Genomic DNA, 21,531 nt, shown 5'->3' with positions numbered 1-21,531 from the left:
AATCAAAAAAAACTTTCCGGAAGGGGTTGTATCCGCCGCCGAGGTTTGCGAATCTCTACATGGCGATCGGGACGGCCCGCAACACCAGCCTCCATGAAAGCCAGAACCCCTCCTCAAACTCCGGACCACAACCAGTCCAACTGGAAGTCGGCCCTTCCCTTGCGGGGGGATTCGTGAAAGCGTTCACATTCACAAGCACCCATACGTACCACCAAGAGAGGTAGCAGCCATGGACTGGCGTCACAACGCCGTTTGTCGTGAGGAAGACCCCGAGCTGTTCTTCCCCATCGGCAACACCGGTCCTGCGCTGCTGCAGATCGAGGAAGCCAAGGCCGTCTGCCGCCGCTGCCCCGTCATGGAGCAGTGCCTGCAGTGGGCGCTCGAGTCCGGCCAGGACTCCGGCGTCTGGGGTGGCCTCAGCGAGGACGAGCGCCGCGCGATGAAGCGCCGTGCCGCTCGCAACCGGGCGCGCAACGCGACCGCCTGATCCCCCCTCCTGCCTAGGCCCGCGCGGCGCGTACAGCGAGTACGCACTTACCGCCCCCCGAGCCGCAGCGCGCAGCAGAAGTAACCCACAGCATCCGAGCCCCGGACCGTTCGCGGTCCGGGGCTCGCTGCTCTGTACGGCGCGGGCCGCGCCTTACTTGTCGGCCCGGACCGGCACGTCGAGCACCACCTGGGTGCCCCGCTCCGGCGCCGCCACCATGTCGAACGATCCGCCGAGCTCGCCCTCGACCAGGGTGCGGACGATCTGGAGGCCGAGGTTCCCGGCCGTCTGGGGGTCGAAGCCCTCGGGCAGGCCCCGGCCGTCGTCGCGCACGGTGATCAGCAGCCGGGCGTCCTCGCGGGTGCCGCCGCGCACCGCCGCGACCTCCACCGTGCCCTGCTCCCCCTGGGCGAAGGCGTGTTCCAGGGCGTTCTGGAGGATCTCGGTGAGGACCATGGCGAGCGGGGTGGCGACCTCGGCGTCCAGGATGCCGAAGCGGCCCGTCCGGCGGCAGGCGACCTTGCCCGGAGAGATCTCCGCCACCATCGCGAGCACCCGGTCGGCGATCTCGTCGAACTCGACGCGCTCGTCCAGGTTCTGCGAGAGCGTCTCGTGCACGATCGCGATGGAGCCGACCCGCCGTACCGCCTCGTTCAGCGCCTCGCGCCCCTGGGCGGAGTCGATCCGCCGGGCCTGGAGGCGCAGCAGGGCCGCCACCGTCTGGAGGTTGTTCTTCACCCGGTGGTGGATCTCCCGGATGGTGGCGTCCTTGGTGATCAACTCGCGCTCGCGGCGGCGCAGTTCCGTCACGTCCCGCAGCAGCACCAGCGAACCGATCCGGGTGCCCTTGGGCTTGAGCGGGATGGCGCGCAGCTGGATGACCCCGCCGCTGCCCTCCACCTCGGTCTCGCGCGGGGCGTACCCGCTGGCCAGCTTGGCGATGGCCTCGTCCACCGGGCCGCGCGAGGGGGCGAGTTGAGCGGTGAGCTCGCCCAGGTGCTGGCCGACCAGGTCGGAGGCGAGCCCCAGGCGGTGGTACGCGGAGAGCGCGTTGGGCGAGGCGTACTGGACGATGCCGTCCGCGTCCAGCCGGATCAGCCCGTCCCCGGCGCGCGGGGAGGCGTCCATGTCGACCTGCTGCCCGGGGAAGGGGAAGGACCCGGCGGCGATCATCTGGGCGAGGTCGGAGGCGGACTGGAGGTAGGTGAGCTCCAGACGCGAAGGTGTACGCACAGTGAGCAGGTTGGTGTTGCGGGCGATCACCCCGAGCACGCGGCCCTCGCGGCGTACGGGGATGGACTCCACCCGCACCGGCACCTCCTCGCGCCACTCCGGGTCGCCCTCGCGCACGATCCGGCCCTCGTCGAGGGCCGCGTCGAGCAGCGGGCGCCGGCCGCGCGGGACGAGGTGGCCGACCATGTCGTCCTGGTAGGAGGTGGGCCCGGTGTTGGGCCGCATCTGCGCCACGGAGACGTACCGGGTGCCGTCCAGGGTGGGCACCCACAGCACGAGGTCGGCGAAGGAGAGGTCGGAGAGCAGCTGCCACTCCGAGACCAGCAGATGGAGCCACTCCAGGTCGGATTCACTGAGAGCGGTGTGCTGACGTACGAGGTCGTTCATGGAGGGCACGTCAGCGAGGGTACCCGCGCGGGCTACGGCGCCGGGGCGGGACCCTCGGCCCGTCCGGCACCGCAGCCCGGAACTGCCGGCCGACGGGTGTGCGGTGCCCCTCGGCCTTACGGGAGGTCCTCGGCGCTGTCAGGGCAGAGAGCGCCGGGTTCCTCGGTCCGGCCTCCTGTGCGGGGAGGCCGGGGGCCTGCTGGGCCATTGTGGACTAGACCATTCATCGCTGTCCATCCGTTTGCCGGCCCTGCTCCAGGCGGGTAGAGCCTGCCATGCGCGGGCCGTTACGCCTAGCCCGTTCCACTCCTCGGCCCTCTTCGCGGACGGTCAGCGGGTCTCGGTCACCTTCGCCAGGGCGCGCGGGGCGTCGGGGTCCTGGCCGCGGGCGATGGTCACCTCGTACGCGAGGAGTTGCAGCGGAAGGATCTCCAGGACCGGCTGGAGCTCCTCGGGGACGCCCTCGACCGGCAGCACGAACCCGGCCGAGGCCGCCTCCACCTGCGGCTGGGGGCCGACCACGAAGAGGTCGGCGCCCCGGCCGCGCAGCCGGTCGAGCACCGGCTGGAGCGCCTGGCCGCCCCGGCCGTCGGTGACCACCGCGATCACCGGCGAGATGTTGTCGACCATGGCGAGCGGGCCGTGCAGCAGATCGGCTCCGGAGTACGCCAGGGCCGGGATGTAGCTGGTCTCCATCAGCTTGAGGGCGGCCTCCTTGGCCGTGGGGTAGCCGTAGCCGCGCGAGGTGATGACCATGCGCTCGGCGAAGCGGTAGCGCGAGGCGAGCCGGCGCACCTCGCTCTGGCGCGCCAGGACCCGGTCCGCGAGCCCGGGCAGCGCCTCGGCCGCCGAGACGTCGCCGCCGCGCAGCCCCTCCACGAAGAGGTAGAGGGCGAGCAGCGAGGCGGTGTACGTCTTGGTCGCGGGCAGCGCCTTCTCCGGCCCCGCCAGGATGTCGATGTGGTACTCGGAGACGGCGGCGAGCGGTGAGTCGGCGTTGTTGGTGACGGCCAGGGTGATCGCGCCCGCGCGGCGGGCGGCCCGGGTGGAGTCGACGAGGTCGGGAGAGCCGCCGGACTGGCTGACGGTGATGACGAGTACGTCGCTGAGGTCGGGGCTGGCGCCGTACGCGGTGGTCGTGGACATCGACGTGAGCCCGCACGGCATCCCGAGCCGGATCTCCAGCAGGTACTTGGCGTACAGGGCGGCGTTGTCGGAGGTGCCGCGGGCGGTCAGCAGGACGAAGCGGGGGGCGCGGGCGGCGATCGCGACGGCCACCTCGCGGATGCGCGGGGCGCCCTCGGCGAGGATGCGCCGCAGGACGGCCGGCTGCTCGGCCATCTCCCCGCGCATGATCCGGCCGGGCTGCTCGCTGTGGGGTGCTCCGGTCTGTGTCGACGCCATACGGAATGCCTCCCAGGGGCGGTCTCTGTACGCGGTGCCGCAATCTCTCAAGTCGACCATGGCGGACGGTGCGACCGCCAGCGGAGGCGGCGCCCGCTGGGCCGGCGCATGGTCGACCGACCGCCAGCGGGAGCGGCGCCCGCTCTGCTAGATTGGTCTATACCACCCTGGTCAGTTACGTCCTCTCCAGATCGGCAGGCCCACGTGGAAGTTGTCATCGTCCCGGACGCCAAGGCGGGCGGCGAGCTCATCGCGGAAACCATCGCGGCGCTGTGGCGCCGCAAGCCCGACGCCCTGCTCGGCGTGGCCACCGGCTCGACCCCGCTGCCCATCTACGACGCGCTGACGGCGAAGGTCGCGGCGGGCGAAGTGGATGTCTCGCGGGCGCGGGTGTGCCAGCTCGACGAGTACGTCGGGCTGCCGGCCGGGCACCCCGAGTCCTACCGGGCAACCGTGATCCGCCAGGTCGTGGAGCCGCTCGGGCTCGGCCCGGACTCGTTCATCGGGCCGGACGGCTCGGCGGCGGACGTCCAGGCCGCGTGCGACGCCTACGACCGGGCGCTGGTGGCGGCCGGAGGCGTGGACCTCCAGATCCTCGGCATCGGCACCGACGGGCACATCGGCTTCAACGAGCCCTGCTCGTCCATCGCCTCCCGCACCCGGATCAAGACGCTGACGGAGCAGACGCGGGTGGACAACGCGCGCTTCTTCGACGACGACATCGAGCAGGTGCCGCACCACGTCATCACCCAGGGCATCGGCACGATCCTGGAGGCGCGCCACCTGGTGCTGCTCGCCACGGGCGAGGGCAAGGCGGAGGCGGTGGCCCAGACCGTGGAGGGGCCGGTGGCGGCCGTGGTGCCGGCGTCGGCGCTTCAGTTGCATCCGCATGCGACGGTGGTGGTGGATGAGGGGGCTGCGTCGAAGTTGAAGCTGGCGGACTATTTCCGCCACACGTACGCGAACAAGCCGACTTGGCAGGGCTTGTAGCCCCTACCGCACCCCCCGGGGGTACGCGCACCCCCGGCCCCCGTCCCCGCCGACGGGCGGCCGAGCGGGTCTGCCCGCGCAGTTCCCCGCGCCCCTGCCCCCGTTTTCGCCTGCGGACCGTGGAGGGTTGCTCGCGCCGTTCCCCGCGCCCCTGAACCCGCTTTCGTCCGCAGGCTGTGGGTGGCTGGTCGCGCCGTTCCCCGCGCCCCTAAACCCGCTTTCGTCCGCAGGCCGTGGAGGGCTGGTCGCGCAGTTCCCCGCGCCCCTGCCCCCGTTTTCGCCTGCGGACCGTGGAGGGCTGGTCGCGCAGTTCCCCGCGCCCCTAAACCCGCTTTCGTCCGCAGGCTGTGGGTGGCTGGTCGCGCCGTTCCCCGCGCCCCTGAGTGCCTAGGGGCGCGGGGAACTGCGCGCTCGGCCACCCACGACCGACAGCCGAAGTCCGGGCCCTGAAGGGGCGCGGGGAACTGCGCGACCAGCCACCCACCGGCCCGCAGACGAACCCCCGGCTCGGAAGGCTCCCCGCCGGAGGGGTTCAGGGGAGGGGCGGGGCGGGGGACAAAACCTCTGCCGCCGCCCGGCCGCACACCCTCGCCGCCCCGTGCGTAGCGATATGCACCGCCCCCCGCACAGCAGCCTGCGGCACCCCCATCTCCACCACCACCGTGTCCGGCCGCGCCGACAGCAGCGCGTCCAGGGTCGCCCCCATCCAAGGATGCCGGTGCTCGTCCCGGACGACCGCCACGATCCGGCGGGACCCGGCCGCGGCCAGCACCGAGGACGGGTCCACGGACGGGCCGTAGGTGCCCGTCGACGTCCCCGGCAGCAGCGCCACGAGCTCGGCAGCCAGCCCCCACGGCGTCTCGTCCCCGACCGCGATGTTCGCGACCGGGGTGAAGGCGGCCACATGGGGCGGCGCGGCCAGCGGCAGGGCGCCCCCGGTGACCCGCAGCGCACGCCGCGCCGCGACAAGCCCGATGTCGGCGCCGGGACCAGGACCAGGGCCAGAGCCGGAGCCGGTACCGATGCCGGACCCAGAGCCGGAGTCGGTGCCCGAGCCGAAGCCGGTGTCGGAAGCGGCGCCCGAGCCCAAGCCGGCTCCGGAGCCGATGCCCGAGCCGAAGCCGGAAGCGGCGCCCCCGTCGGAACCCATGGCGGTGCCGGGCGCGGTCCCCTCCTGGATCTCCGCGCCCGGCCCCGCCACATCCCCCCTGGCCCGCCGCGTCCAGGACGCGAGCGCGCGTACCCGCTCGGCCGCGTCGGCCAGGCGTGACTCGGGCAGTTCCCCGTCGCGTACCGCCGCGACCAGGGCGTCGCGCAGCCGCAGCACGGTGTCCTCGTCCGCCAGACCGCCGCCGACGCACAGCGCGTCGGCACCGGCCGCGATCGCGAGGACCGAGCCGCGCTCGATCCCGTACGTCGAGGCGATGGCCTGCATCTCCACGGCGTCGGTGACGATCAGCCCGTCGTAGCCGAGTTCCTCGCGCAGCAGTCCGGTCAGGACACGCGGGCTCAGCGTCGCCGGCCGGGTGGGGTCGAGCGCGGGAAGCAGGATATGCGCACTCATGACCGACTTGGAACCCGCGGCGATCGCCGCGCGGAACGGCACCAGCTCACGGGCGTGCAGGGTGTCGAGGTCCACGTCGATGCGCGGCAACGCGTGGTGCGAGTCGACCGCCGTGTCCCCGTGGCCGGGGAAGTGCTTGGTGCAGGCGGCGACCCCGGCGGACTGGAGCCCCTCGATGTACGCCGCGGTGTGCCGCGCCACCAGGTGCGGGTCGGCGCCGAACGACCGTACTCCGATGACCGGATTGCCCGGATTGGAGTTGACGTCGGCGGAGGGGGCCCAGTTGAGGTCCACCCCGCAGGCCGCCAGTCGGCGGCCCAGCTCGTGCGCCACCGCCCGGGTCAGGTCCGTGTCGTCGACCGACCCGAGCGCCAGGTTGCCGGGGAAGGACGAGCCCGTACGGACCTCCAGACGGGTGACGTCGCCGCCCTCCTCGTCGATGGCCACCAGGACGTCGTCCCGCTCGGACCGCAACTGGGACGTCAGGGCGGCCAGTTGTCCGGCCGTGGCGATGTTGCGGCCGAACAGACCCACCGAGGTGAGGCCTTCGCCGATCCGGCGCAGCAGCCAGTCGGGGGCGGTGGTGCCGACGAAGCCGGGCTGGAGGACGGTGAGGGCGTCGCGCGTGAGTGTGTCGGTGGTGCGTGCGATCGTCGTCATGGGGCGGCGTTATCCCTTCACTGCGCCGGCCGTCAGACCCGCGGCCATCTTGCGCTGGACGAGGAGGAAGAGAGCCACGATGGGGACGGCCATCATGGTGGAGCCGGCCATCATGGGGGCGAACTCGGTGCCGTGCTGGGTAGTGAAGTTCGACAGCCACACGGTGGCGGTCTGGTGGTTCTGGCTCATCAGCATGAGGGCGTAGAGGTATTCGTTCCACGCCTGGATGAAGCCGTAAACCGAGGTGGCCACCATGCCGGGCGCCAGCAGCGGGAAGACCACGCGGACGAACGCGCCGGTGCGGCTGCACCCGTCGACCATCGCCGCCTCCTCCAGCTCCTTGGGGACGTTGACGATGAAGCCGCGCAGCGTCCAGACCGTGAAGGGGAGGATGAAGGTCAGATAGGTGAGGATCAGGCCGGACAGCTTGTCGTACTGGCCCAGGTCGTTGAGGAGCAGGAAGACCGGGATGATCATCGCGACCAGCGGGACCATCTGGACCGCCAGGATGCCGATGATCACGATCTTCCGGCCCCGGAACGCGAACCGCGAGATGGCGAGCGCCGCCAGCAGGCCGACCGCGATACCGATCACCACGACCACGACGGAGACGATCAGCGAGCGGCCGATCGCACCCCAGAAGTCCCCGATGTCCAGCGCCCGGCGGAAGTTCTCGGTGGTGAGCGTCCGGGGGAAGAAGTGCGGGTCCGGGTCGATCGCTTCCTTGGCGGGCTTGAGCGCGGTGTTGAGCATCCAGTAGACCGGGAAGCCGGCGGTGGCGAAGACCAGCAGCCCGAGCAGGTTCCAGCCGAGCTTGGACTTCTTCTTGCGGGGGCGGGCGAGCGCCTGCGCGTTGGAGGCAGCCATGTTGTTACTCCACCTCTCCGATCTTCAGCATCTGCCGCATGTACACGGCGATCACACCGAGCAGCAGCAGAACGGTCAGCAGCGCGATCGCCGAGCCCTGCGAGTAGTCGTTGACCACGAACGCCTTGTCGTACGAGTACGTGGTGAGCAACTGGAACTCCGGCTCGGGGTGGTTGCCGCGCATCACGAAGACCTGCGGGAACACCCCCATGTCCCAGATGACCGACAGGGTCGCCAGCATCACGATGATGGGCTTGAGGATCGGCAGCGTGACGTGCCGGAACACGCCCCAGGAGCCCGCGCCGTCCAGCCGGGCGGCCTCCTCCAGCTCCTTGGGGACCTGGGTGAGGCCCGCGCTGAGGGTGATGACCACGAACGGCACCGCCCCCCAGACCACGAGCAGCATGATCACGGCGAGGCCCTGGGTGCCGCTGGCGAACCAGTTGTGGCCGATCATGTCGACCCCGGGCACCTGGCTGAGCAGCCAGTTCAGTACGCCGAAGTCACTGTCGAACATCCACTTGAAGATGGTGATGGCGACGACGATCGGCATGCCCCAGCTCGCCACCAGGGCGATGTTGACCAGGGTCTTGACCCAGCCGGAGACCCGCTGGAGCAGCAGGGCGATCAGCATGCCCAGCACCATGGTCAGGACGACCGCGGTGAAGGCGAACAGCACGGTCCGCACGACGACGGTCCAGAACTCGCTGTCGCCGAGGACCTTGGTGAAGTTGTCGAAGCCGACCGACTCCGGGTCCTTGAAGCCCCACAGCTGCGGCTGGCCGAACTTCTGGAACGACAGGGTGACCAGGCGTACCAGCGGATAGCCGAGGACCAGGGCGAGGGCCAGGAGGCACGGGGCGAGCAGCGCCCAGGGCACCGCCGCCTGTCCCGCTCCGCGTCTGCTGACCGGCCTCTTCGGCTTTCCGGGTCCCCCACCCGGTAGTGGGTCGCGCCGCGCCGGCGGCACCTTGGCGGTGGTTGTCTCTGCGGCACTCATCGCGCGCTCCTAGCGGTCCCTCTTTCGGCACTGGCCGGGCGAGGGCCCCGTCGCTCTTCCGACGGGGCCCTCGCCCACAGGTCACTTGGTGTTGATGACCTTGTCGATCGCGGCGTCCGCGTCCTTCGCGGCCTGCTCGACCGACTTCTTGCCGGTACCGATGGCCTGGAGCATGTCCTGGAGGACCTTGGCCTTCTCGACCTGGCCCCAGCCCGGCGCCATGGGCACGAACCAGCTGGACTCGGCCGCGGTGGCCGGGACGGCCGTCTTCGGGTCCGACTTCAGCGGGGCGAGGGCCGTCTTGTTGTTGGGCAGGTTCTGCTTGGCGATCAGGCCCTTCTGGCCCTGGGTGCCGGTGAACGCGTTGATCCACTCGGCGGCGAGCGCCTGCGCCTTGGACTTGACCGGGACCGCGAGGTCGGAGCCGCCGAGGAAGACCGGCATGGCCTTGCCGGACGGGCCGGGCATCACGAAGGACTCCAGCTTGTCGGCGAGCTTGCCGACCTTGTCGTTCTCGGGGAGCGCGGCGCTGCCGCCCTCCCACGCGGCGCTGAAGATCAGCGCGGACTTGCCCTGGCCGTAGACGATCGGGCGGTCGGCCTCGTCCTTCGTCTTGTCGCCGTGCATGTACTTGCCGAGGATGTTCTTGTACTCGTTCAGGCCCTTGAGGGACTCCGGCGAGGACAGGTTCGCCTTGAACTGGCCGCCGTCCTCCTTGGCGATGGAGCCGCCGGCGTCGTACACGTACGACATGGCCGCGTACCAGTCGCGGCTCGGCTGGTACCAGGCGCTGAACTTGTCGCCCTTCTTCGCCTGGATCTTGTCCAGGTCGGCGGTCAGCTCGGTGTACGTCTTCGGGGCGGCGGTGACGCCGGCCTCGGTGGCGATGTCCTTGCGCCAGGTGGCGGTGCGGCCACCGGCGTAGTAGGGGACGCCGTAGGTCTTGCCGTCGTAGGTGACCGAGGCCTTGAGGCCGTCGAGCCAGGCCGAGGAGTTGTCGAACTTCGACGGGTCGATCTCCGCGAAGGCGCCCTTGACCGAGTAGGCGAGCATCTCGGTGTTGCCCATCTCGACCACGTCGGGGGCCTTGTCGGTGGCGAGCACGGCGTCGAGCTTGGCGTTCTTGTCCGGCCAGCCGTAGTACTCGTGGTTGATCTTCAGACCGGGGTGCTTGGCCACGATCGCGTCGTCGGCCGCCTTGACCAGGTCGGGCCAGTTCTTCTGCGCGTCGACCGTCAGCCAGACCGTCAGCGACTTGGCGTCGCCGCCCTTGGCGCCGTCGTCCTTCTTGTCGTCGTCGCCGCACGCCGCGATGCTGACCAACATGCCCGCGACGCCGATCGCCGCGATGAGCTTGCGCTTCACGCCACCCTCCTCAGGGATGCTGCAACCCCCCGCCCACCGCGAAGCCATACGACGTGTACTGCCTGTGGGGCTGGGACCTGGTCTTTAATGGTTTAGACCAGTACCCGGAGCTTGGCCTAGACCTTTAGGGGTGTCAAGGGTGTATAAGAAGGGCTGTCGCGTCCGTTATCGGACCGACACCTGAGGGAGGGCGACGACCCGTGACCGGTCCGTGCCACCATGTGAGCCGCGACAGACGGAGGAGCCGGTGACGGCAGCAGCGCAGCACTCGGGAAGGCGGGCCATGGCCACCGACGGGAGCGGTACGGAGACAGAGGCGGGCCCCGGCGCCCGGACCGCTCGCGTGCCCAAGTACTACCGCCTCAAGCGGCACCTGCTCGACATGACGGAGACCCTGCCGCCGGGGACCCCGGTGCCGCCCGAGCGCACCCTGGCCGCCGAGTTCGACACCTCCCGCACCACCGTGCGCCAGGCCCTCCAGGAGCTGGTGGTCGAGGGGCGCCTGGAGCGCATCCAGGGCAAGGGGACGTTCGTCGCCAAGCCCAAGGTCTCCCAGGCCCTGCAACTGACGTCGTACACGGAGGACATGCGCGCCCAGGGCCTGGAGCCCACCTCGCAGCTCCTGGACATCGGCTATGTGACGGCCGACGACACGCTCGCCGGGCTGCTCGACATCGCCGCGGGCGGCAGGGTGCTGCGCATCGAGCGGCTGCGGCTGGCGAGCGGCGAGCCGATGGCGATCGAGACCACGCACCTGTCGGCCAAGCGCTTCCCCGCGCTGCGCCGCTCGCTCGTCAAGTACACCTCTCTCTACACCGCCCTCAACGAGGTGTACGGGGTGCGGCTCGCCGAGGCCGAGGAGACCATCGAGACGTCGCTGGCCACCCCCCGCGAGGCCGGACTGCTCGGCACGGACGTGGGCCTGCCGATGCTGATGCTCTCCCGGCACTCCCTGGACGGCGACGGCGAGCCGGTGGAGTGGGTGCGCTCGGTCTACCGCGGCGACCGCTACAAGTTCGTGGCGAGGCTGAAGCGGCCGACGGACTGAGGCGGCCGACGGGCTGAACCGGTCGCCGGATGACGTCCGGTATCCGGTACAGGGCTTCCATGGCGGGATTCCGTCCCCTAGATTTCGTGCGCATTGCATCAGGTGAGCACAGCGAGGGGACGGAGCCACCATGCCGGAAACAACGCAAACGCCGAGAGCGGTGATCACGCCGGTGCGCGTGGTCATCGCGCTCTGCCTGATCGCGCCCTTCGTGGCGATGCTGTGGGTCGGTTCGTACGCGAAGGCCGACCCGGCCCTGGCCGGGATCCCCTTCTTCTACTGGTACCAGATGCTGTGGGTGGTCATCTCGACCGCGCTCACGATGCTCGCGTACAAGCTGTGGCAGCGCGACCAGCACGGCCGCAAGGCGGGTGAGGGCAAGTGACGCTCGCAGCCAAGGACGGGGTGAACGGCGTCGCGCTCGGCGTCTTCATCTTCTTCTTCCTCGCCGTCACGGTCGTCGGCTTCATGGCCGCCCGCTGGCGCCGCGCCGAGAACGAGCACAGCCTCGACGAATGGGGCCTGGGCGGCCGCTCCTTCGGGACCTGGGTCACCTGGTTCCTGCTCGGCGGCGACCTCTACACGGCGTACACCTTCGTCGCGGTCCCGGCGGCCGTGTACGCGGCGGGCGCGGCCGGGTTCTTCGCGGTGCCGTACACGATCCTCGTCTATCCGCTGATCTTCACCTTCCTGCCGCGGCTCTGGTCGGTCTCGCACAAGCACGGCTACGTGACGACCTCGGACTTCGTCCGCGGCCGGTTCGGCTCCAAGGGCCTCTCGCTCGCGGTCGCGGTCACCGGCATCCTCGCCACGATGCCGTACATCGCGCTCCAGCTCGTCGGCATCCAGGCGGTGCTCGACGTGATGGGCATCGGCGGCTCGGGCAACTGGTTCGTCAAGGACCTGCCGCTGCTGATCGCGTTCGCGGTGCTCGCCGCGTACACCTACTCCTCGGGGCTGCGCGCCCCCGCGCTGATCGCGTTCGTGAAGGACACGCTGATCTACATCGTCATCCTGGTGGCGATCATCTACATCCCGATCAAGCTCGGCGGCTTCGACGACATCTTCGCGGCGGCCCGGCACAAGTTCGAGACGCCCAACGCGGCCGGCAAGCCCACCGGCGCGCTGGTGCCCGGCGACGCGGGCCAGTGGACCTACGCCACGCTCGCCCTCGGCTCGGCGCTCGCGCTGTTCATGTACCCGCACTCCATCACGGCGACCCTCTCCTCGCGCAGCCGCGAGGTCATCCGCCGCAACACCACGATCCTGCCGCTGTACTCGCTGATGCTGGGCCTGCTCGCGCTGCTCGGCTTCATGGCGATCGCCGCCGGGGTCAAGGTCAAGAACGGCCAGCTGGCCATCCCGCAGCTCTTCGAGGACATGTTCCCGGACTGGTTCGCGGGCGTGGCCTTCGCGGCGATCGGCATCGGTGCGCTCGTCCCCGCGGCCATCATGTCGATCGCGGCCGCGAACCTGTTCACCCGCAACATCTACCGGGACTTCATCAAGCCGGACGCCACGCCCAAGCAGGAGGCGCAGGTCTCCAAGATCGTCTCGCTCCTGGTGAAGGTGGGCGCGCTGGTCTTCGTCCTGACCATGGACAAGACGGTCGCGATCAACTTCCAGCTGCTCGGCGGCATCTGGATCCTCCAGACCTTCCCCGCCCTGGTGGGCGGTCTGTTCACGCGCTGGTTCCACCGCTGGGCGCTGCTCGCGGGCTGGGCGGCCGGCATGGCGTACGGCACGCTCGCCGCGTACGGGGTCGCCTCCCCCACCCAGAAGCACTTCGGCGGCAGCTCCAAGAACATCCCCGGCATCGGTGAGATCGGCTACATCGGCCTCACCGCGTTCGTCTTCAACGTCGCCGTCACCGTCGTCCTCACGCTCGTCCTGCGGGCCGTGAAGGCCCCCGACGGGGTCGACGAGACATCCCCGCGGGACTACACGGCGGACGCGGGCGACCCGGGCGTGGAGGTCGAACTGCCCCCGGCGACGGCGGGCTCGGCGCACTGAGCCGACCACCGTGGGACGGGCCGCCGGGGAAGCCCGGCGGCCCGTTTTCGTGGCTCCGGGAAATGCCCCGGGGAATGCCCACGACCGCCTCGCGGTTCCGGCCTACGGCATCCGCAGCCCCCTCGGGGGCGCGGGGAACCGCGTGACAGGCCCCCACCGGCCCGCGGTGAAGCAACTACCCAGCACACACACTCCGGTACGGATGCGACACAACATGTGGGGGCGCCACGACCGCCCGGCACAAGATGTATGCTCGTGCTCGCTGTCGCCGCAGGGGAATCCGGTGCAAATCCGGAACTGTCCCGCAACGGTGTACTCGTACGCGTTTGCGTACTTGTTCAGTCCGAGGACCTGCCGAACAGCCCGCCCTGACCGTCCGGTCCGGGCGCCGAGACGTCCGGGCCTCGCGGAATGGGCAGTGGACGCGGCGTACCCCCGAGGGGGTGTGTCCGTGTGCCCGCGCACTTCCCCGAGGCCCCGTGCCGAGCGAGGAGTGCCCCCACGTGACCATCGCCCCTGCGGATCCCGCTTCAGCGATCGCCGAGGAGTCGGTCGATGCCCCCGGGACCGCCCTGCTGCGGACCCTGACCGACCTCACCGCCGACCTGCCGGACACCGACCCCGGCCGTGTCGCCGCCGCCGCGCTGCGCGGCCGCAACGCGCGCTCGGACGAGGCGGAGCTGCGTGGGCTCGCCACCGAGGCCGCCGCGGGTCTGATCTCCGAGGACCCGGCGTACTCCCGCCTCGCCGCCCGGCTGCTGACGCTCACGATCGCCGAGGAGGCCGCGGGCCAGGGCTCGGTCTCGTTCTCCGAGTCGGTCGAGGTCGGCCACCGCGAGGGGCTGATCGCGGACCGCACCGCCGACTTCGTGCGGCTGCACGCGGCCCGGCTCGACGCGCTGGTCCAGGCCTCCCTCGCGGACGGCGCCGACGACCGCTTCGGCTACTTCGGCCTGCGCACGCTCTACTCGCGCTACCTGCTGCGCCATCCGATCACCCGCCAGGTCATCGAGACCCCGCAGTACTTCATGCTCCGGGTCGCGGCGGGCCTGGCCGAGGACGACTCGGTGCGCGCGCTGGACGAGGTCGCCTCGCTGTACCGGCTGATGAGCCGGCTCGACTACCTGCCGTCCTCCCCCACGCTCTTCAACTCCGGCACCCGCCACCCGCAGATGTCCAGCTGCTACCTGCTGGACTCCCCGCTGGACGAGCTGGACTCGATCTACGACCGTTACCACCAGGTGGCGCGGCTCTCCAAGCACGCCGGCGGCATCGGCCTGTCGTACTCCCGCATCCGCTCGCGCGGCTCGCTCATCCGGGGCACCAACGGCCACTCCAACGGCATCGTGCCGTTCCTGAAGACGCTGGACGCCTCGGTGGCGGCGGTCAACCAGGGCGGCCGGCGCAAGGGCGCGGCGGCGGTCTACCTGGAGACCTGGCACTCCGACATCGAGGAGTTCCTGGAGCTGCGCGACAACACCGGTGAGGACGCCCGGCGCACGCACAACCTGAACCTGGCGCACTGGATCCCGGACGAGTTCATGCGCCGGGTGGACGCGGACGGCACCTGGTCGCTGTTCTCCCCCGCCGACGTGCCCGAGCTGGTCGACCTGTGGGGCGAGGAGTTCGACGCCGCCTACCGCAGGGCCGAGGCCGCGGGTCTGGCCCAGAAGACGATGCCGGCGCGGGACCTGTACGGCCGGATGATGCGCACCCTTGCGCAGACCGGCAACGGCTGGATGACCTTCAAGGACGCCTCCAACCGCACCGCCAACCAGACGGCGGAGCCCGGCCACACGGTCCACTCCTCCAACCTCTGCACCGAGATCCTGGAGGTCACCGACGACGGCGAGACGGCCGTCTGCAACCTCGGCTCGGTCAACCTCGGCGCCTTCGTGCTGGCTTCCGGCGAGATCGACTGGGAGCGGCTGGACGAGACCGTCCGCACCGCCGTGACCTTCCTCGACCGCGTCGTCGACATCAACTTCTACCCGACCGAGCAGGCCGGCCGCTCCAACGCCAAGTGGCGTCCGGTGGGCCTGGGCGCGATGGGCCTCCAGGACGTCTTCTTCAAGCTGCGCCTGCCCTTCGACTCCCCCGAGGCCAAGGCCCTGTCGACGAAGCTCGCCGAGCGGATCATGCTCACGGCGTACGAGGCGTCCTGCGACCTCGCCGAGCGCTCGGGCCCGCTGCCGGCCTGGGAGAAGACCCGGACGGCCCGCGGTGTGCTGCACCCCGACCACTACGACGTCGAGCTGAACTGGCCGGAGCGCTGGGCGGCGCTGCGCGAGCGGATCGCCGCGGTGGGCATGCGCAACTCGCTGCTCCTCGCGATCGCCCCGACCGCGACCATCGCCTCCATCGCCGGTGTGTACGAGTGCATCGAGCCGCAGGTCTCCAACCTCTTCAAGCGCGAGACGCTCTCGGGTGAGTTCCTCCAGGTCAACGGCTACCTCGTGGAGGACCTGAAGCGGCTCGGCGTGTGGGACGCGCAGTCCCGCGAGGCGCTGCGCGAGGCGAGCGGCTCGGTCCAGGACTTCAGCTGGATCCCCGCCGACGTGCGCGCGCTCTACCGCACGGCGTGGGAGATCCCGCAGCGCGGCCTGATCGACATGGCCGCGGCCCGCACCCCGTTCCTGGACCAGTCGCAGTCGCTGAACCTGTTCCTGGAGACGCCCACCATCGGCAAACTGTCGTCGATGTACGCGTACGCCTGGAAGCAGGGGCTGAAGACGACGTACTACCTGCGCTCGCGCCCGGCCACGCGCATCGCCCGCGCCGCGCAGGCCAGCGCCCCCATCCCCGTCCAGCAGGCCGCCCCCGACGCCGACGCGGTCGCCTGCTCCCTTGAGAACCCCGAGTCCTGCGAGGCCTGCCAGTAATGAGCTCCACCGAGAAGAACCTGCTCGACCCGGGCTTCGAGCTGACCCTGCGTCCGATGCGCTACCCAGACTTCTACGAGCGCTACCGGGACGCGATCAAGAACACCTGGACGGTGGAGGAGGTCGACCTCCACTCCGACGTCGCCGACCTCGCCAAGCTCTCGCCGGGCGAGCAGCACATGATCGGCCGGCTGGTGGCGTTCTTCGCCACGGGCGACTCGATCGTGGCGAACAACCTGGTCCTGACGCTGTACAAGCACATCAACTCCCCCGAGGCGCGGCTGTACCTGAGCCGCCAGCTCTTCGAGGAGGCCGTGCACGTCCAGTTCTATCTGACGCTGCTCGACACCTATCTGCCCGACCCGGACGACCGCGCGGCGGCGTTCGACGCGGTGGAGAACATCCCCTCCATCCGCGAGAAGGCCCAGTTCTGCTTCAAGTGGATCAACGAGGTCGAGAAGCTGGAGCGTCTGGAGAACCGGGCCGACCGCCGCCGCTTCCTGCTGAACCTGATCTGCTTCGCGGCGTGCATCGAGGGCCTGTTCTTCTACGGAGCCTTCGCGTACGTGTACTGGTTCCGCTCGCGCGGTCTGCTGCACGGCCTCGCCACCGGCACCAACTGGGTGTTCCGTGACGAGACGATGCACATGAACTTCGCGTTCGAGGTCGTGGACACCGTCCGCAAGGAGGAGCCGGAGCTCTTCGACGACGCGCTCCAGCAGCAGGTCACCGACATGATCAAGGAGGCCGTCGAGGCGGAGCTCCAGTTCGGGCGCGACCTGTGCGGCGAGGGTCTGCCGGGCATGAACACCGAGTCGATGCGCGAGTACCTCCAGTGCGTCGCCGACCAGCGGCTGACGCGCCTGGGCTTCGCGCCGGTGTACGGCTCCGCCAACCCGTTCTCGTTCATGGAGCTCCAGGGCGTCCAGGAGCTCACGAACTTCTTCGAGCGCCGCCCGTCCGCCTACCAGGTGGCGGTCGAGGGCTCGGTGGGCTTCGACGAGGAGTTCTAGGTCCGGATACGGCGAAGGGCCCCGCACCGTCCGTGGTGCGGGGCCCTTCGCTGTACGTACGAACGGCTAGTCGTTCGGGACGACCTCGTAGCGCGGGGTGTTCTCCGCCATCTGCCGCAGCGCGTCCTTGCGGTCGCGCTTGGAGAGGCGGTCGATGTACAGGTAGCCGTAGAGGTGGTCCGTCTCGTGCTGGAGGCAGCGGGCGAAGTAGCCGGTGCCACGCACCCGGATCGGGTTGCCCTGGGCGTCCTGGCCGCGGACCACCGCGTAGTCGGGGCGGGCCAGCTCCGCGTAGGCGGTCGGGACCGAGAGGCAGCCCTCGTTGGACTCGTCCAGGACCCGGCGGTCGGCGGGGAGCTCCTCCAGGACCGGGTTGCACACGACGCCGACGTGGCGCACGCCCTCGTCGTCCATGCAGTCGTAGACGAAGACCTTCAGGTCCACGCCGATCTGGTTGGCGGCCAGGCCCACGCCCTCGGCGGTGCGCTGGCTGGCGAACATGTCGTCGATCAGCGCGGCGAGCTCGTCGTCGAACGCGGTGACGTCCTTGCACTCCTTGTGCAGCACCGGGTTGCCGACGACCGTGATGGGCCGGGACGTGCCCCGGGCGCGGTACGCCTGCTCGCGCTCCTCGCAGTCCTCCGTGTCGACGACGAACCCGTCGTGTCCGACCTGCTGGTCCGTCTCCTGCTGCGACATGTCCGCCGTACGCCTTCCTCAAAAACCCGATTCCGAACCCGTACAGCCTACGGGGGCGGTCAGCAGACTTCCTCCAGATCCCGCCACTCGCGGCTGTCGGGGCTGTCCGCGACCCAGCCGTCGAGCAGTCCGCGCACCAGTCCGGGCGGCGCCGCGATCCCGCACTCGCGCTCGGGCACCCACAGGTCGCCGGCCGTGCGGTGGCCCAGCGGGCCCGGGTGGCCCGGCTCGCTGTGGTCGTGCGGGTCCAGGTGCTCGCCGTCGCCCTCGTCGCTGGGCATCGTCGACTCCGAGCAGGCCCGGCACAGCAGCCGCACCGACGACGACCAGTCCTCGGCGGCGAAGCCCGCGTCGGCCGCGAGGCGCTCCAGGGCGTCCCGGTCGGCCTCGGTGGCGGCCTCCAGGAGCACCACCCAGGTGGGCACCGGCGAGGGCGCCCACAGCTCGATCTCGTCGAAGACGGGGAAGGAGGGCCCGGCCGCGACCGTGCGCTCGCCGTGCGGCACCCCGTCGTGCAGGACCACCTCGCCCCAGCGCCGCCCGGAGGACGGCAGCGGGATCGACAGGACCTCGATCCGCGCCGGGTCCAGCCTGCGCCCCCACACCACCTCGGCCTCGCCCTCGGGCGAGAGCCGTACGGCCGCGCTGCCCAGCTCCATTCCGAGCGGCTCACCGGTGCCGGTGGCGCTCTCCTGGTAGCCGCGCACCTTCAGTCCGTACGCCTGCCAGGCCCGCCGCGCCAGCGGCCAGTCCTGGAGCGCCGTGGCGGCGATCCCGACGTTCCACCAGTCGGGGGCGCCCGTCTCCTTGTCCAGCAGCGCCACGGCCCGCAGGCCTGCGGCCCGCGCCTGCTCCCAGTCGTGCCGGAACTTGTGGAGCAGCGCCAGGTTGAACCAGGACTCGGAGAGCCACGGTTCCAGGTCCGCGGCGCGCGTCAGCAGCGCGCCGGCGTCCTCGTACCTGCCGTCGCCGATCAGCGTGAACGCACGGTCCGTGGCCTGCCGCCACGAGGCGGAGGGCCGGTGCCGTCCCTTGCCGAAGATCCTCACGATTCCCGCCTGCCCAGACCGACCTGCCTCCGAGCCGGTCTTCGGTCTCCCAGTTTTCTGGGTTCTTTCGCATCCAACCATGCCCGGCCGGAAGGCCGCTCATTACTCCTGGGTTACCCAGGTGCCGCCAGGGTCAGACAGCCCCTGGCCAGGACGCGTGCGAGGGATTCGACGACCTCGGGCTGATAGTCCCGTCCGGTGCCCAGCCGCAGCTGCTCCAGGGCGCTCAGGGAGCTGCCCGGGCCGCCGGGAGAGCCCGCGAGGTCGTCGTAGGCGTTGACCGCGCGCACGATCCTCGCGGGCAGCGGCTGCTCGCGGTAGGGGTCCGCCTGCCGCTCCACGATCACCGCGACCTCGGCGGGCACCCCGGTCTGGCGCACCACGGCCCCGCCGAGCAGCGCTATCCGGCGCTGTTCGGCGGCGGGCAGCGGCGCGGTCGCCCCGGCGGGCACCGGGTCGACCAGGGAGAGCTGGCCGATGTCGTGCATCAGCGCCGCGTACTCCAGGACGGTCAGCTCGGACTCGCTCAGCCCCAGCTCGCGGCCGACGGCCCGGCTGAGCACCGCGACCCGGCGGGCGTGGCCGGGCTGGGTGTAGCCGGCGATCTCGGTGGCGCGGGCGAGCGAGGTGATGGTCTGCCGGTAGGTGGTGCGCACCGCCGCGTACCGCCGGAACGCCAGCTGGGTCAGGAGCAGCGGCACACAGAACACCGGCAGCGCCCACAGCCCCGCCACGGCGACCGCGAGGGCGATGACGGCGCCGGTGGCGCAGACCGCCGAGCCGACGCCGAGCAGCGCCCGCAGCTCGTCGCGGAGCAGCGGGCCGTACGGGAAGGAGGTGCGGGCCCGCAGCAGCGCGGCGGCGAGGACCGCGTCGCACAGGGCGGTGAGCACCAGGACGAGCAGCAGGAAGAGCGCGTAGGACGGGCCGTGCCCGACCCACAGCTCCAGCGCGCCCGAGTTGTACAGCGGCTGGAAGCAGGCGGCGGCGAAGGCGACGGTCAGCACCCGCCGGGCCATCTGGTCCAGGCTCGGGCCGCGGCCGAGCGCCACGTGCGGCACCGCGCCGACCAGGGCGGCGGCGAGCACCACGGCGACGGCCTGAAGGACGCCGTGGTGGGTGGCGTGCCCGGCGTTCCGGCCGAGCAGGGCGTACGCGAGGGCGCCCGCCGAGCCCAGCGGCGCGCACTCGCGGACGGTGTCCCCGTCGGCCCCGTCCGTCCCGTCCCCCCAGCGGGCCAGCTCCCCGACGGCGACCAGGGCCCCGAAGGCGAGCGCGACCCCCGGTTCCTCGACCCCGGACCAGAAGGTGGCGGCCAGCGCCCATGCGGTAAGAGCCGCGGCGGCCCCGTACACCCCGGCGACGGTGGAGGGCACCGCGCGCGCCCGCGCCGGGCTCGTGGGCGCCGGCCCCGGGCTCATGGGCGCCCGGCCGGGGCGGAGTCGCACGCCGAGACGTTTCCGCGCGCCCCTCCCGCGCCCCGGTCCGGCTCGTCCGCGGTCACCGCGGGGTGCCAGCCGTGCCGGTCGAGGGCGCGCACCAGGGCCCGCACCATCGCCGGGTCGAACTGGCGTCCGGCGCACCGCTGGAGTTCCTCGACCGCCGTCCGCACCGGCCGGGCACGGCTGTAGGAGCGCGTCGAGGTCATCGCGTCGAAGGCGTCGGCGACGGCGACCACCCGGGCGAACTCGGGGATCTGCGGTCCGGCGAGGCCGTAGGGGTAGCCGCTGCCGTCGAGCCGTTCGTGGTGGTGCAGGATCGCGGCGCGCGCCTCCCCGAGGAAGCCGATCCCGCGCACCATCTCGTGCCCGTACTCGGGGTGCAGCTCGATCACCGCGCGCTCCTGCGGGGTGAGCGGCCCGTCCTTGCGCAGCAGCCGGGTGGGCACGCCCAGCTTGCCCACGTCGTGCAGGATCCCGGCGAACCGCAGCACCTCCAGGCGGCTCTCGTCCATGCCGAGCTCGCGGGCGATGAGCACCGAGGCGAGTCCGACGCGCTCGCTGTGGCCGCGCGTGTAGGTGTCCTTGATGTCGACGGCCTGCACCAGGGCGCGGATGGTGGCCTGGTGGGCGGCGTGCTCGCGGTGGTACTGCGCGAAGACCCAGCAGGAGACGTACATCGGGAGCAGCACCAGCAGGGCGGCGGGCGGTCCGTACGGGCTGCGCCAGAGCACCGCCATCATCAGCCCGGCGAGGCCGTGGACGCAGTACGGGCCCAGGGAGCGCAGCAGCAGCCCGCGCCAGGCGGTCCGGGCGGGCAGCCGCTCGGCGGTCCACAGGATCAGCCCGTCGAGGGCGGCCAGGACCGCGCAGAAGACCAGGGCGGCGGCCCCGGCGGGCAGCAGGACGTACGGGAAGTCGGGGGCCGGGGCGGCCGGGGTGCCGCCGAGCAGGGCGCGTCCGCCGAGCCGTGCGTGCGCCTCGGCGGCGGCGCCCACGGCGAGCGCCAGCTGGGCGGCGCGCCACAGGCGGCGCAGGGAGCGCGGCTCCTGTTCGGCCCTGGTGAGGAGCGCGCCGGGGACGGCGGCCAGCGCGGCCGCGGCGGGCGGCAGCAGGAACGCGGCGGCGAGCAGCACGGGGAAGAAGCAGCCGGAGGCGGTCGGGACGGTGAGGCGCCCCGCGCGGAAGGGGCAGCGCGCGGGCCATTCGCACAGCGCGTACAGCCCGGCGAGCAGGCCCAGCGCGCCCCAGGGGACATCCGCGCGCACCACGGGCAGGGCGCACGCCCCCGCGCCCGCCACCGCGCCCAGAAGAACGGCACGCGCCCCCCAGGGCAGGGTCCGCCACCGCGGTCGGTCCATGGCGCGCCTCCCTCCTGCTCCGGATCGGGAGGATAGGCCCGCGCGGGACGGCGGGTAGGCGCATTGTCGG

17 protein-coding genes and 1 riboswitch are annotated in these 21,531 nt (G+C 71.4%); of the genes, 7 read left to right on the top strand and 10 right to left on the bottom strand.

Annotation, left to right across the window (positions count from 1 at the left end):
* The first annotated feature begins 229 nt into the window (after positions 1 to 229).
* Positions 230 to 487: a WhiB family transcriptional regulator gene (locus ABZ404_RS06660; RefSeq protein WP_004937597.1), complete on the top strand. Its 258-nt coding sequence runs from the start codon at positions 230 to 232 to the stop codon at positions 485 to 487.
* 153 nt (positions 488 to 640) lie between these two features.
* Here ABZ404_RS06660 and ABZ404_RS06655 read toward each other — a convergent pair whose 3' ends face one another.
* Together ABZ404_RS06655 and ABZ404_RS06650 are read right to left on the bottom strand one after the other, a co-directional pair.
* Positions 641 to 2,107 (bottom strand): PAS domain-containing sensor histidine kinase, encoded by a 1,467-nt coding sequence (locus ABZ404_RS06655; protein ID WP_358833079.1) that lies wholly within the window; start codon positions 2,105 to 2,107, stop codon positions 641 to 643.
* A gap of 330 nt (positions 2,108 to 2,437) precedes the next feature.
* Positions 2,438 to 3,511, bottom strand: a complete 1,074-nt coding sequence (locus tag ABZ404_RS06650; protein WP_358833051.1) for an SIS domain-containing protein — start codon at positions 3,509 to 3,511, stop codon at positions 2,438 to 2,440.
* A 204-nt stretch (positions 3,512 to 3,715) separates the two neighbouring features.
* Between ABZ404_RS06650 and nagB the strand changes: the two genes are divergently transcribed.
* Positions 3,716 to 4,501: a glucosamine-6-phosphate deaminase gene (nagB, locus tag ABZ404_RS06645; protein ID WP_358833050.1), complete on the top strand. Its 786-nt coding sequence runs from the start codon at positions 3,716 to 3,718 to the stop codon at positions 4,499 to 4,501.
* A 532-nt stretch (positions 4,502 to 5,033) separates the two neighbouring features.
* Here the strand turns inward: nagB and ABZ404_RS06640 are convergent.
* From ABZ404_RS06640 to ABZ404_RS06625, 4 genes are all read right to left on the bottom strand, one after another.
* A complete protein-coding gene (locus ABZ404_RS06640) occupies positions 5,034 to 6,725 on the bottom strand; it encodes a glycoside hydrolase family 3 protein (protein WP_358832376.1) in 1,692 nt (563 codons plus the stop codon).
* Positions 6,726 to 6,734: 9 nt separating this feature from the next.
* Complete coding sequence (locus tag ABZ404_RS06635) at positions 6,735 to 7,592, bottom strand: carbohydrate ABC transporter permease (RefSeq protein ID WP_358832377.1); 858 nt, start codon at positions 7,590 to 7,592, stop codon at positions 6,735 to 6,737.
* Positions 7,593 to 7,596: 4 nt separating this feature from the next.
* The gene (locus ABZ404_RS06630; RefSeq protein ID WP_358832378.1) at positions 7,597 to 8,592 is read right to left on the bottom strand and encodes a sugar ABC transporter permease; all 996 of its coding nucleotides are present in this window, start codon (positions 8,590 to 8,592) and stop codon (positions 7,597 to 7,599) included.
* An 81-nt stretch (positions 8,593 to 8,673) separates the two neighbouring features.
* Entirely contained in the window at positions 8,674 to 9,957 is a 1,284-nt protein-coding gene (locus ABZ404_RS06625) for an extracellular solute-binding protein (RefSeq protein ID WP_358832379.1), read from the bottom strand.
* Positions 9,958 to 10,240: 283 nt separating this feature from the next.
* On the opposite strand from ABZ404_RS06625, the gene ABZ404_RS06620 reads away from it, so the two are divergent.
* The 5 genes from ABZ404_RS06620 to ABZ404_RS06600 all read left to right on the top strand — a co-directional run bounded on the left by ABZ404_RS06620 (position 10,241) and on the right by ABZ404_RS06600 (position 16,913).
* A complete protein-coding gene (locus ABZ404_RS06620; RefSeq protein ID WP_358832380.1) occupies positions 10,241 to 11,005 on the top strand; it encodes a GntR family transcriptional regulator in 765 nt (254 codons plus the stop codon).
* A gap of 130 nt (positions 11,006 to 11,135) precedes the next feature.
* Positions 11,136 to 11,390 (top strand): DUF3311 domain-containing protein, encoded by a 255-nt coding sequence (locus ABZ404_RS06615; RefSeq protein WP_358832381.1) that lies wholly within the window; start codon positions 11,136 to 11,138, stop codon positions 11,388 to 11,390.
* The gene (mctP, locus tag ABZ404_RS06610; RefSeq protein ID WP_358832382.1) at positions 11,387 to 13,018 is read left to right on the top strand and encodes a monocarboxylate uptake permease MctP; all 1,632 of its coding nucleotides are present in this window, start codon (positions 11,387 to 11,389) and stop codon (positions 13,016 to 13,018) included. Before ABZ404_RS06615 ends, mctP begins: the two co-directional genes overlap by 4 nt.
* Before the next feature lie 233 nt (positions 13,019 to 13,251).
* A riboswitch (cobalamin riboswitch) is annotated at positions 13,252 to 13,392 on the top strand.
* A 129-nt stretch (positions 13,393 to 13,521) separates the two neighbouring features.
* A complete protein-coding gene (locus ABZ404_RS06605) occupies positions 13,522 to 15,900 on the top strand; it encodes a ribonucleoside-diphosphate reductase subunit alpha (RefSeq protein ID WP_358832383.1) in 2,379 nt (792 codons plus the stop codon).
* Positions 15,900 to 16,913: a ribonucleotide-diphosphate reductase subunit beta gene (locus ABZ404_RS06600; protein WP_358832384.1), complete on the top strand. Its 1,014-nt coding sequence runs from the start codon at positions 15,900 to 15,902 to the stop codon at positions 16,911 to 16,913. Before ABZ404_RS06605 ends, ABZ404_RS06600 begins: the two co-directional genes overlap by 1 nt.
* A gap of 66 nt (positions 16,914 to 16,979) precedes the next feature.
* Here ABZ404_RS06600 and def read toward each other — a convergent pair whose 3' ends face one another.
* The 4 genes from def to ABZ404_RS06580 form a co-directional block, all read right to left on the bottom strand.
* Positions 16,980 to 17,612 carry a peptide deformylase gene (def, locus tag ABZ404_RS06595; RefSeq protein ID WP_358832385.1) on the bottom strand — a complete coding sequence of 211 codons (633 nt, stop codon included), beginning with the start codon at positions 17,610 to 17,612 and terminating at the stop codon, positions 16,980 to 16,982.
* Positions 17,613 to 17,671: 59 nt separating this feature from the next.
* The gene (locus ABZ404_RS06590; protein WP_358832386.1) at positions 17,672 to 18,661 is read right to left on the bottom strand and encodes a hypothetical protein; all 990 of its coding nucleotides are present in this window, start codon (positions 18,659 to 18,661) and stop codon (positions 17,672 to 17,674) included.
* A 113-nt stretch (positions 18,662 to 18,774) separates the two neighbouring features.
* Positions 18,775 to 20,082: an HD domain-containing protein gene (locus ABZ404_RS06585; protein WP_358832414.1), complete on the bottom strand. Its 1,308-nt coding sequence runs from the start codon at positions 20,080 to 20,082 to the stop codon at positions 18,775 to 18,777.
* Positions 20,079 to 21,461 (bottom strand): HD-GYP domain-containing protein, encoded by a 1,383-nt coding sequence (locus ABZ404_RS06580; protein ID WP_358832387.1) that lies wholly within the window; start codon positions 21,459 to 21,461, stop codon positions 20,079 to 20,081. The genes ABZ404_RS06585 and ABZ404_RS06580 overlap by 4 nt, the downstream gene beginning before the upstream one ends.
* Positions 21,462 to 21,531: the final 70 nt, after the last annotated feature.

The organism is Streptomyces sp. NPDC005878 (assembly GCF_040629815.1).
GTDB lineage: Bacteria > Actinomycetota > Actinomycetes > Streptomycetales > Streptomycetaceae > Streptomyces.
The sequence above is the reverse complement of the archived record's forward strand: the minus strand, read 5'-3'. Positions and strand labels throughout refer to the sequence as shown.